The 11,764-nt window shown below is 59.3% G+C and carries 5 protein-coding genes; 3 read left to right on the top strand and 2 right to left on the bottom strand.

From position 1 onward, the window contains the following. Nucleotides 1-178 precede the first annotated feature (178 nt). The gene (locus tag ACZZ0K_RS11710) at nucleotides 179-397 is read right to left on the bottom strand and encodes a DUF2970 domain-containing protein (protein WP_041478699.1); all 219 of its coding nucleotides are present in this window, start codon (nucleotides 395-397) and stop codon (nucleotides 179-181) included. Between the two features lie 181 nt (nucleotides 398-578). Between ACZZ0K_RS11710 and ACZZ0K_RS11705 the strand changes: the two genes are divergently transcribed. Genes ACZZ0K_RS11705 through ACZZ0K_RS11695 form a run of 3 tightly spaced genes read left to right on the top strand, consistent with a single transcriptional unit; the run spans nucleotide 579 to nucleotide 7,869 of the window. Next, a complete protein-coding gene (locus tag ACZZ0K_RS11705) occupies nucleotides 579-1,463 on the top strand; it encodes a dermonecrotic toxin domain-containing protein (protein ID WP_463559112.1) in 885 nt (294 codons plus the stop codon). Continuing rightward, nucleotides 1,406-5,443: a hypothetical protein gene (locus tag ACZZ0K_RS11700; protein ID WP_463559111.1), complete on the top strand. Its 4,038-nt coding sequence runs from the start codon at nucleotides 1,406-1,408 to the stop codon at nucleotides 5,441-5,443. The genes ACZZ0K_RS11705 and ACZZ0K_RS11700 overlap by 58 nt, the downstream gene beginning before the upstream one ends. Nucleotides 5,444-5,445: 2 nt before the next feature. Further along, the gene (locus ACZZ0K_RS11695; protein WP_463559110.1) at nucleotides 5,446-7,869 is read left to right on the top strand and encodes an NEL-type E3 ubiquitin ligase domain-containing protein; all 2,424 of its coding nucleotides are present in this window, start codon (nucleotides 5,446-5,448) and stop codon (nucleotides 7,867-7,869) included. Nucleotides 7,870-7,923: 54 nt separating this feature from the next. Here ACZZ0K_RS11695 and metH read toward each other — a convergent pair whose 3' ends face one another. Beyond that, nucleotides 7,924-11,634: a methionine synthase gene (gene metH, locus ACZZ0K_RS11690; RefSeq protein WP_150741997.1), complete on the bottom strand. Its 3,711-nt coding sequence runs from the start codon at nucleotides 11,632-11,634 to the stop codon at nucleotides 7,924-7,926. Nucleotides 11,635-11,764 lie beyond the last annotated feature (130 nt).

Here is an 11,764-nt window from a genome sequence, read left to right as displayed (position 1 = left end):
GAGCAACCCGACCAAAGCCAGAAAAAGCGACAGCAGTGTCGACGCGTGGGCCATTTTGTTCCTGATCATTCTCGTAGTAGGAACAGCGGTCTTCTGGGTGAGTCACCAGTAACATCCGCGCTTCCGGGCCGTTCTCCCAAGGCCCGGATAACCTGTGGCAGATACCTGTTCAGTGCCATCACACCCCGGCCAGATACAGCACCAGCTTGACGATGGCAAACAGCGTCAGGCCGAACACCGCCGTGAACAAAACTCCCAGAATCACAAAGTGACTGGGTTTGCCGTGGGTAAAATCCCTTTCCCGGTTCTTGCCGCTCTGCACCCCGAACGCCGCCGCCATGACGCTGTGCAGCATCTGCCAGAAACTCGGCGGTTTGTTGTCGATTGGATCGTCCATAAATCCCTCTGCGAAAAGTCATCCTCCTGAAGCATAGCCAATCCGCTGGGTCCGGGATGCCATCGAAGCGGCCCGGACAACTCTGAGCGACACCCGGCCGTCTGCTCTGAGCGATACCCGGATAACGCAGAAGCACTAACGCGACATGGTTTGCTGTCCGCTCCATGAAAAAGGAGTGACCATGAACGTTATCCCGCCCAAACCAGTGTCGGCGCTGCCTGCGTCGACCGCTCAGCCGGCAGACCCCGGTCGGTCAGTAAAGCTCATTGCAACGCAAAGTCTGCACGGCGAGTTTCTCGAGACATCGATCCCGCAATGGTTGACCAGCGCTTTGCCGCATCGGCGCGAGGCGCTCAAGGCGGTTCCGACCGCGTTACCGTCCTGGTATCAGCATGCGACGCCGGCCCAGCGCAAAACCCTCGACGAGACTTTCAAGGCCAGCGTCATTGCCCAGAACAGTCTCGACAAAAGCATGGCGAAATTCGTCGATGTCGAATCATTCGCCAGGCCGTTATTGATCAAAGCCTTGAAGGACCAATACGCGCTGGAAATCGATGTAGACAAAACCCTGTTATGTCTGCGGCGCCCGGTCGAAATGGGTATTCAGAGAACCGTATTGGCCTCGTTCGAGGTTCTCAAGATCACGCTGCTGGAAGCCTCGCTGCACAACTTCGAAGCTGACGAATGTGAAGATACTTATCATTCGAGCTCCGGTTTTGTTGTGGCGACGCCTGCTGCGGACACATTCAAGCACGTCGACACAGGCCTCACGGTCAGCCAGTTTTTGCACCTTTGCCGCAATCTGGATATAGGCCAGCAATACCAGACATACCTGCAGGGATTTTTCCATCCGGGGGACGCGGTGGCAGAGGCGGTGCTCAGCGAACGCTTCATCGCCAGCCAGAAGGCAGCGATGCGCGCCGCAGCCGAACAGGCGCTATTGCGCAATGACATCGAGGCGGCAGATCACGCGATGATCCTCTCGGTCATCGACGGCGAAATGCACCCGTGGATGGGGCGCAAGCAAGTCTGGTTCCAGGACCTCGGCCTGATGAAAAAAGGCTGACCGGGTGCGTGGCTTTCGTCATCTGCGAAAAATACCGTTACACCGATGAACTGATCCTTTACATCCCCAACGACCCGGAACATCCGCTCAAGCGCTACACGTTCGAGCAAATGCGCGAAGAGCTCAAGCGCTTGCTCACCGCACGTGATGCGTCGCAACAGACCAGCGCAGAGCCCACCGCATACCAGCGTTTTTTAAGTCAGTTCCTGCCCTATGATCAGCGCCCGTACTATTTCAGCCAGTTCAGGCAAAAGGCAGCCGACTCACCTGGCGATGCCTGGGACGTTCTGCGTTCCCCTTGGCTGGCCTTCGTACAGGGTTTTACCAGTGGTTCTACATTCACCACCATCGAACAGGTTCCGCCCGAACGCACGGTCAAGTGGGAGCCGGCGGTTGATCCGTACATCGCGCCTTCGACAGTCGAACGCAAGGGCAGGGGGCTTTGGGCGCCCAACGAGGACTTGTGGCAATACCTTTATGCGCAGAATCGCGCCAAGGTGTTGGCCGACGCGCGAAGCCACGCGGTACCCACTGCCGATGTCGATGCGAACGCACGAGATGCCAAACTGGCCCATCTGATGCAGATCGGCATGCTGGGCTTGAATCTGGTGTCGATGTTCGTGCCTGTGCTGGGCGAAACAATGATGATCGTGATGGCGGGACAACTGCTGTATGAAACCCTTGAAGGCGCTATCGAGTGGAGTGAAGGTGATCGCAGGGCCGCCAGGGATCACCTGGTCGACGTGGCCGAAAATCTCGCTCAGGTTGCCGTGATGGCGGGTGTTGGAGCAGGTGTAAGGAAGTTCTCGGCCGCCAGGGCTGTACCGGTCATCGAACAGTTGAGTCCGGTCACGTTACCCAATGGCGAAACCCGCCTGTGGAAACCTGATCTCAGCGGCTACGAGGCCGCTGTTGTCCTTGACGCACACCTGACCCCGAATCCTTCCGGGCAGTATGCGGTGGATGGCAAAACCTGGATCCGTCAGGACAACAAGGTGTATGAGCAGGTCTTCGACGACTCGATCAACCAGTGGCGCATCAAGCACCCGACCGATCCTGCAGCCTATCAACCTGTTCTGCAAAGTAATGGCCATGGAGCGTGGCGCCATACCCTGGAACGTCCTCTGGAATGGGATCGTCTGACGCTGTTGCGGCGCATGGGCCACATCTGCGAGCCGCTATCCGATACGGAGCTGCTCAAAGCGATGGATATCAGCGGCGTCAGCGACGATATGTTGCGCAAGATGCACCTCGACCATGGGGTGCCGCCACCGGAGCTGATTCAGGCCATGCGCTTGTTGAAAACCGATGCACAAGCCGCGCAAGTCATTGAGCAACTGGAGGGTGGGGCGCCGGTCGATGACAAGTATCTGTATGCCCTGCCACTGGTCACTGACATGCCGCGCTGGCCGGCCAATCGCGTACTGGAAGTCTTTGAGGGGACGCAACTGACCGGCAGATCCGTCAAGTATGGCGGCGGATATCGGGTGCGGGGTGTCGGGGGCAAGGCACCGATCCGGATTTCCCGGGCGGACGTCCTCAGCGGCGACCTGCCGCAGCTTGTTCTGGGCGGACTGGATGAATCGGAAATCGTCCACCTGCTCGGAGGTGAAGGTGCGCGGGTTCGAGAAGCGAGACCTGCAGAACTCGCCAAGCAAATTGCGGCCTATGCCCAAACCCGCCAATCGGCCATTTACGACAGTATTTATCAGGGCACCGAGCCTGTCGCCGATCAGGTCAGGCAATTGCAGAACGCCTGTCCGGGACTCAGTGAGTCAGCTGCACAGCAAGTGCTGGCGCAGGCGCGGCCGGATGAACTGCAACGGCTCGGCTCAACTCGTCCCATACCGCTGCGCATGCTGGAGGAAGCTCGCTGGTATGCGCGCCGCAGCCGGCAGGTGCGGGCATATGCGGGGCTGCGCAGCGAGAATATTGCCTCGGCGGACAGTCGACGCCTGGCGTTGCACACGCTTGAGCGGTTGCCCGGCTGGCCGGACAACTTGCGCCTTGAAATACGCGAGGGCAGCGACAGCGGTCCGTTGCTTGAGAGCATTGGCAGCCAGACGGCCTTCGAGAGAAAGTACCTGATCAAAAGCGGCCAGCAATTTCAGGCATTCAACGACCGAGGCGAAACGCTCAACAGCCTGCCACGCCACGGCGACAACTTTTATGCCTCTCTCATGCACGCTCTGCCGGATCACGCGCGGCACGCCCTGGGGGTGCCCGAGGTCAGTCAGTCGGCCGAACTGCAAAAGAAAATCATCGCCCACGCTGACCAGCACCACGGCATGGCGGCCGCATTGCTGGAACAGCCAGCGCAGTGGATGAGACCGCCTGTACGGGTAAACGAAGCGTTGATCGGCTATCTCGCCAGCGGAAGAGCGGGTTGGCTGGAGCGCAATCTGGTTGCCGACCTGCGCGACCTCTACCCGGGCCTCACCGATCAGCAGGCCAGTGGATTGATCCTTGAGCAGGTGCGTGCGGGCAGAAACAACCGGGAGATTTTTCGGTGGTTGCAGTCGCGACGCGAAGAGTGGCAACAACTTGAGGCAACACTGGACGAGTGGGCGGGGACCAACGCGATGGCTCCCTGGGAACCTTCCGGTACTGTTCAGAATCTGCTGGTCGCGCAAGCGCTTAAAACCAGTTGGCGCAATGCCCTTTTGGTCGATGAAGTGCCCAATGCGGATCAACTGCGCCTGGTGACTTACGATGCTTTGCCCGCGCTGACAGCAGACTTTTCCCACGTGCGTAAATTGTCCCTTCGCGGAGATGGCATTACTGATGGCAATGCCGACGCTTTTCTTGCCCGGTTTCCCGGCCTGGAAAAACTCTCGCTGGGTGAGCGCGAGAGTTATTTTGATTTGGGTATGCACCAGCAGTCGCTGTCCTCTCTGCCCGCAAGCTTAGCCAGGATGCCTGCATTGAAAACGCTCAAGCTGAGGACCTCGGCCCCGGCAATGGCCACAGATTTCCCTCAGCGGGTGAAAATGTTGACCTCGCTCGAAGCCCTTGAACTCGATTTTCAAGGATTCATTGACGAGAACCCGCCGGCACTGGAACTGGCCGCGCTCAAACACCTGAAACGACTCAAGATCGAAGCACCCGGCATGACGCAATGGCCAGCATCTGTACAAGCGCTTCCCGAGCTGCAGAGGCTGGATCTGTTTCGGACGTCAATCGCTTCCATTCCTCCAGCGCTCTATACCGGCCATGAAAAACTGTGGGCGGGCCTGTCACTGAATTGGTCGAACTTCTCCCATGAGGCATTCAAACCTGCATTCGAGTACGTCAAAAATTATTCGGGGTCCATGGGGCATCTGATGGACCTGAACTTGATGGTCCGCCAGTACTGCCTCGGTGAACTGAAATTCCTCACGGGTGAAGGCCGCTTTCTCGATCCGTTGCCTGAGCACATCATGACTGTCTGGAATACCCCGGAAACCCGGTTGAAAGCGATCGAACTGCTGCGCCTGGAACACGCCGGGATCTTCCGTCGGTTTTATCAACCGACGACGTCCGATGGCCTGCGTGGCGCTGCACGCGAGCCGCGCTGGCAGTCGCCGCCGAACAGCGCGGTGGTGCGTGAGCTTGAGGAAAACTGGCGCGCGAGCGTACGCAAACGCTATCGCCTGCTCGACCTGGGGGACGATTCTCTGGTATTCGAGCTGTCTGACACAGACGGTTTGAACCATGGCGCGGCCATCAGCGAGCTTGTGCCATTGCCGGCCGGTACATTTTCCCATGTGCAGACCTTACGTCTGGATCGGTTGAACGTGCCGGCTGGACAGATTCAGGCTTTTCTGCAAGCGTTCAGCGGCGTGCGGACACTGCAAATCACTGGCTGCGGATTGACCGAGTTGCCGGTGAAACCGGCGGATTTTGCGCAGCTGACGCGGCTGGACCTGTCCAGCAACCAGATCACCTCTACGGGGAAATTCAAAGCCAGTTCGCCGAGCTCAAGGCGCTTGAGTTTCTGAACTTGCGGCGCAACCGTTTGACGGCGCTGGACGTGACGGCCATGCCGAAGCTCGAAGTGCTGGATTTGAGTGGCAATAGCCTTCAAACGTGGCCAGCGGGGGCGGAAAATCTGTCCGGGTTGAAGTGGCTGGATCTGCGAGACAACAGCCTCGATTCGCTGCCCGAGCGCGTTCTTGCCATCGACAGCGTATTGCTCAAGAGCCATCTGACCGGGAACCCGTTCAGCGCTGAGGCAGAGGCAGCTCTGACGACGGCGCGCGGGCGTATCGAGGCGAGCAACGGTTTGCCTCGAGGTGCATTGAAAAGCTATGAAAGTCAGCCGGCCGGCTACCTGGTCGCTGCGAACACCTCGGTGCCAGGCACCGCGTTTTCCCGGATCCACGAGTTTCTGTTACCACTGCGTACTGCGTCATCTGCGGCTGAAGGTAGCGCAGGTCTGGTCAGGCGGTTGCGGGAATTGAGTCCGGACCTTTCCCAGGAACAGGCCCAGCACTGTATGGCGCGGTTGAGCGGCGCAGGGTTGGATGAAGCGCAGATTGATGCCCGGATCAAGGACTGGCGAGAGAGTGACGAGGCGCTGACGCGTCAGTTGAACGGTTGGATCTTCAAGCCGGCGGCCGCGAGGGTTTCGACGCAAGACAGAGTCTTCACGGCGATGAGAATCCGTGATTGCTGGGTCGATGGACTGACCCGTCATACCGAAGAAGCGGGTCGCAAGCTCGACCTCAGCGGCTTGCACATTGTTGAGTTGCCGCCTCTGTCGAACGCGTTTACGCAAGTACGAACGCTCGACCTGACTTCGGTAGGGTTTTCCTTGCAGAGCCTGAATGATTTTTGCAGCGCTTTCCCTGAACTGACCACGCTGGTGCTTAACTCCAACAATCTGGAGGGGCTACCGGAGGCTGTCGGTACATTGCAGAGGCTGGAGCATCTGGAGCTACGCATTAACCATTTTGCTGAAGCGCCTGGCGTTTTGCAGCAAATGGCCAATCGCCTGCGTTCGCTGGATCTGAGTCATAACCAACTGAGCCAATTCAACGCCAGCGCACTCACCCGGATCGAGCGCCTGAATCTGTCTCTCAATTCGATAAGCCACTGGCCTGATGGGGTACAGGCACTGGAGCATTTGCAAACTCTCAATCTTCTTGGCAACCGTATTTCCCTATTTCCCGACACGCTGCTGGATGGCAACCATGAGCGACTGGTGGCAGGCACCGACCTGCGCGGAAACCGACTGCCTCTCGACAGTCTGGAACAGCTCAGGGACTACAGTGCGGCTAACGCGAACCGTGGCGTCATGGGGTATTCGTTTGCATCTCTCGAGCGCGCAATTACCGAGTATGAAGCGACGTCCGAAAGCGAGCCCGATACGCCTTTTGATTCCGACAGTAGCGATAGCGATGACAGTAATGCCGGCGGTGCCGGACGCGTGGACAGGCATGAAGCCGTAGAAGCAGACGAAATCATCGCCAATCCGCAGCAAGACGTAGATGAGCAGGCAATGAACACCTGGCTCAATTACACCCGGACCCAGACGCGCGAAACGCGGCAAGCGCTATGGCTGCAATTGGCGCGCGAACCCAACCATGAGGCGTTCTTTCACCTGCTGTCGATGTTGCACGACACTGCCGATTTCAGTGTGTCGGGCGCTGATCTGACGCAACGGGTATGGCGGGTGATAGAAGCGGCAAGCGAAAACACGGAGTTGCGCGAGTTGCTCTTCTTCAACTCCGCGACTCACGGCACCTGCCCCGATGGCCGAATACTGTCGTTCAGTGAGCTGGAAACGCGGGTCTATGAATACACCGCATTGCGCGACATCCCACGCCATCTGCCTGATCAGCGCGGCATGGCGTTGGTCGAGCTGACGCGGCGCCTGTTCCGACTGGAAAGGGTCGACAGGCTGGCGGAAGCAGCTGGCAGGTTCCAGGACCGGGCCGAAATCCGTCTGCAGTACCGAATCGGCATGACGCGCGGCTGGCCCGACGGGTTAGAGCTGCCTGCGCAACCGGATCACATGTTGTACAGGACACCGATCGAGGGACAACTGCTGAGCGAGGCACGCGCTTCTGTGCTGGCCGACGAAGCGTCAGGCCTGTTCCTCGAGGACCTGATTGCCCGCGATTACTGGATTCGCTACATGCGCGACCGACACGCCGCCATCTTCGATGAGCTTGAACGCAGCGCCACACATCGTCAGGAAGAAGTCGAGGATGCGCATCCAGACAAGTGGAACGACGAGGACTCGCGAAGACTGTACGTGGAAGCGATGAGCCAGTTGGAAATCGAGCTGGCGCAGGCACGCACCGACAAACTCAAGGAGCTGTCTCGCCAGGAACTGGAAAACCTTGCGCGGGTCGCTGCAGGGGATTCGCAGACACGCCCGGCGTCACCGCAACCGGGGCCATCCTCGCGTCGGGACTGAGGAGCTGACCCGATCCGGGAATCGCAAACTCCCGGATCGGCTTTGCAACAAGCCTCAGCTGTCGTAACCCAGATTCGGCGCCAGCCAACGCTCGGTCACGCTCAGATCCTGTCCCTTGCGTGCGGTGTAGCTTTGCACCTGATCCTTGTCGATCTTGCCCACCGCAAAGTATTGCGCTTGCGGATGGGCGAAGTACCAGCCGCTGACCGCAGCGGCGGGGAACATTGCGTAGTGTTCGGTGAGGAACACGCCACTGCGCCCGGCGCGCATTTCCGCAGCCTCTGGATCGAGCAGGGTGAACAGTGCCGCTTTCTCGGTGTGATCCGGGCAGGCCGGGTAGCCGGGAGCGGGGCGGATGCCACGGTATTGCTCTTTGATCAGTGCATCGTTGTCGAGGGTTTCATCCTTGGCGTAACCCCAATGTTCTTTACGCACTTGCTGGTGCAGCCATTCAGCGCAGGCCTCGGCCAAGCGGTCGGCGAGGGCCTTGACCATGATCGAGTTGTAGTCGTCGCCAGCGTCCTGATAAGCCTTGGCCACTTCTTCGGCGCCGATGCCGGCGGTGGTAATGAAGCCGCCGACGTAGTCGGTGACTTCGCTGTCTTTGGGCGCAACGAAGTCGGCGAGGCAGAAGTTCGGCTTGCCGTCGGTCTTGATGATCTGCTGGCGCAAGTGATGCAGCTTGGCCAATGGCTTGCCGTTATCGTCGTACAGCTCGATGTCGTCTTCGTTGACCTGATTGGCCGGCCAGAAACCGAACACCGCACGGGCGCTGATCAGCTTTTCGTCGATCAGCTTGGTGAGCATTTCCCGGGCGTCCTTGTACAGCGCAGTGGCGGCTTCACCGACCACTTCATCTTCGAGGATGCGCGGGAACTTGCCGGCCAGGTCCCAGGAAATGAAGAAAGGCGTCCAGTCGATGTACTCGGCCAGCACGTTCAAATCGATATTGTCGAGCACCTTGCTGCCGGTGAAGGTCGGTACCACTGGCTGATAATTGGCCCAGTCGAATTGCGGCTTCTTGGCGATGGCGGCGGCATAGCTCAGGCGTTCGGTGCGTGCGCTGCGATTGGAAGTGCGCTCGCGCACGTCGATGTATTCCAGGCGGGTCTTCTCGACGAAACCGGCCTTGAGCTCCTTGGACAACAACTGTGTCGCCACGCCGACGGCGCGCGAGGCGTCGGTCACGTAGACCACGGCATCGTTGCTGTACTTCGGCTCGATCTTCACCGCAGTGTGCGCCTTGGAGGTGGTCGCGCCACCGATCATCAGTGGCAGATGGAAGTCCTGACGCTGCATTTCGCGGGCAACGTGGACCATCTCGTCCAGCGACGGCGTGATCAGGCCGGAAAGGCCGATGATGTCGCATTTTTCTTCTTTGGCGACCTGCAGGATCTTCTCGGCCGGGACCATCACGCCGAGGTCGACGATGTCGTAGCCGTTGCAACCAAGCACCACGCCAACGATGTTCTTGCCGATGTCGTGCACGTCGCCCTTGACCGTGGCCATGAGGATCTTGCCCTTGGCTTCCGGCTTGTCGCCTTTCTCCAGTTCGATGAACGGGATCAAGTGCGCCACGGCCTGCTTCATCACGCGCGCGGATTTCACCACTTGCGGGAGGAACATTTTGCCGGCGCCGAACAGGTCGCCGACGATGTTCATGCCGGACATCAACGGGCCTTCGATCACTTCGATCGGCCGCGCAAACGACTGGCGGGATTCTTCGGTGTCTTCAACGATGTGCGTGGTGATGCCCTTGACCAGCGCGTGCTCCAGACGTTTGTTGACGTCCCAGTTGCGCCATTCTTCGGTCTCGGCTTCCTTGACGCTGCCGTCGCCCTTGTACTTGTCAGCGATGGCGAGGAGGGCGTCGGTGCCGTCCGGGGTGCGATTGAGGATCACGTCTTCGACCGCGTCGCGCAGCTCCACCGGGATCTGATCGTAGATCTCCAGTTGACCGGCGTTGACGATGCCCATGGTCAGCCCGGCGCGGATCGCGTAGAGCAGGAACACCGAGTGAATCGCCTCACGCACCGGGTTGTTGCCACGGAACGAGAACGACACGTTGGACACGCCGCCGGAGCTCAACGCATACGGCAGTTCGTCGCGGATGTAGGCGCAGGCATTGATGAAGTCGACGGCGTAGTTGTTGTGTTCTTCGATGCCGGTGGCGACGGCGAAGATGTTCGGGTCGAAGATGATGTCTTCCGGCGGGAAGCCGACTTCGTTGACCAGAATGTCGTAGGAGCGTTTGCAGATCTCTTTCTTGCGCGCTTCGGTGTCGGCCTGGCCGGCTTCGTCGAAGGCCATCACCACCACCGCAGCGCCGTAGCGCTTGCACAGCTTGGCGTGATGGATGAACTGCTCGACGCCTTCTTTCATGCTGATCGAGTTGACGATGCCCTTGCCCTGGATGCACTTGAGGCCGGCTTCGATGACTTCCCATTTCGACGAGTCGATCATGATCGGCACGCGCGAGATATCCGGTTCGCCGGCGATCAGATTGAGGAAGGTGACCATGGCCTTCTTCGAATCGAGCATGCCCTCGTCCATGTTGATGTCGATGATCTGCGCGCCGGCCTCGACCTGCTGCAGCGCGACTTCGAGGGCTTCGGTGTAGTTGTCTTCACGGATCAGGCGGGCGAATTTTGCCGAGCCGGTGATGTTGGTGCGCTCGCCGACGTTGACGAACAGCGAGCTGCGATCAATGGTGAACGGCTCCAGACCCGAAAGGCGGCAGGCCTTGGGGATGTCCGGAATCTGCCGCGGCGCATAACCGGCCACAGCTTTGGCAATCGCTTCGATGTGCCCCGGGGTGGTGCCGCAGCAGCCGCCGACGATGTTGAGGAAACCGCTCTGGGCGAACTCTTCGATGACTTTCGCGGTTTGCGAGGGCAGTTCGTCGTACTCGCCGAATTCATTCGGCAGGCCGGCGTTCGGGTGCGCGGATACGTGGGTGCTGGCCTTGTTCGACAGCTCTTCCAGGTACGGGCGCAGTTCGCTGGCGCCGAGGGCACAGTTCAGGCCTACGGAAATCGGCTTGGCGTGCGCTACCGAGTTCCAGAACGCCTCGGTGGTCTGGCCCGACAACGTACGGCCGGAGGCGTCGGTGATGGTCCCGGAAATCATGATCGGCAATTCGACGTGCAGCTCTTCGAACACACCTTGCACGGCAAAGATCGCCGCTTTGGCGTTGAGGGTGTCGAAAATGGTTTCGATCAGGATCAGGTCGGCGCCGCCCTCGATCAGGCCTTTGGTGGCTTCGGTGTAGTTTTCCACCAGCTCATCGAAGGTGACGTTGCGGTAGCCGGGGTTGTTGACGTCGGGCGACAGTGAGCAGGTGCGGCTGGTCGGGCCAAGCACGCCGGCCACGAAGCGCGGCTTGGCCGGGTTTTCGGCGGTCTTGGCGTCGGCAATCTTGCGCGCCAGACGTGCGCCTTCTACGTTTAACTCGTACGCCAGCTCTTCCATACCGTAATCGGCCATGGAAATGCGCGTGGCGTTGAAGGTATTGGTTTCGAGAATGTCGGCGCCGGCGTCCAGATAGGCTTTTTCGATACCGCCGATCACGTCCGGACGGGTGATCACCAGCAGGTCGTTGTTGCCCTTGACGTCGCTCGGCCAGTCCGCGAAGCGCTTGCCGCGATAATCCTGTTCTTCGAGCTTGTAGCTCTGGATCATCGTGCCCATCCCGCCGTCGAGAATCAGGATGCGCTCTTTGAGGGCTTGCTTGAGAGCTTGAAGGCGGACGCTGCGATCGGACATGTGGACTACTCGGAAAGACCATTACGAAGGAGCGCGATCATAGCAAACCTGTGCGCTTTTGGAGCATGTGCAGCTTTTGCATGAATATCGCTCATGTTGGTGCGAGCGTCATAACGGTAGAATCGCAGCC

This window comes from Pseudomonas sp. AC255, from assembly GCF_979258175.1.
The sequence above is the reverse complement of the archived record's forward strand: the minus strand, read 5'-3'. Positions and strand labels throughout refer to the sequence as shown.